This is a genomic window from Myxococcus eversor (genome assembly GCF_010894455.1).
In the GTDB taxonomy this organism is placed as follows: Bacteria; Myxococcota; Myxococcia; order Myxococcales; family Myxococcaceae; genus Myxococcus; species Myxococcus eversor.
Genome location: NZ_JAAIXY010000099.1, coordinates 1 through 477 on the forward strand (window position 1 = coordinate 1; position 477 = coordinate 477).

The following is a 477-nucleotide window of genomic DNA, read 5'->3' on the forward strand; positions in this document are numbered from 1 at the left end:
CTCCCTCACCTACCGCCAGCTCGACGAGCGCTCCAATCAGCTCGCCTGGCACCTGCGCTCCCTCGGCGCCACCACCGACTCCCGCGTCGCCATCGCCGTCGACCGCTCCGTCGAGCTCATCGTCGCCCTCGTCGCCATCCTCAAGGCCGGCGCCGCCTACGTCCCCCTCGACACCAAGTACCCCCGCGAGCGCCTCGCCTCCATGCTCGTGGACGCTCAGCCCCAGGTCCTCGTCTCCACCCGCGCCTTCCTCGACAAGCTGCCCGCCGACGGACTGACGTGTGTCCTCTTGGACGAGGTCTCCCTGGCCACCAGCTCCACCCAGGCCCTGCCTCCTTCCGCCCTCCCCGCGTCGCTCGCCTATATCGACTTCACCTCCGGCTCCACCGGCAAGCCCAAGGGCGTCGGCTGCACCCACCGCGGCGTCCTCCACACCCTCGTCGGCATCGACTACACCCGCTTCGGGCCCGAGCAGAC

General features: G+C 70.6%; 1 protein-coding gene. It reads left to right on the plus strand.

Going from position 1 to position 477, the window contains the following annotated elements; translation table 11 throughout:
- The coding region (locus G4D83_RS45310; protein WP_163871178.1) for an AMP-binding protein at positions 1-477 on the plus strand (477 nt) is incomplete at both ends.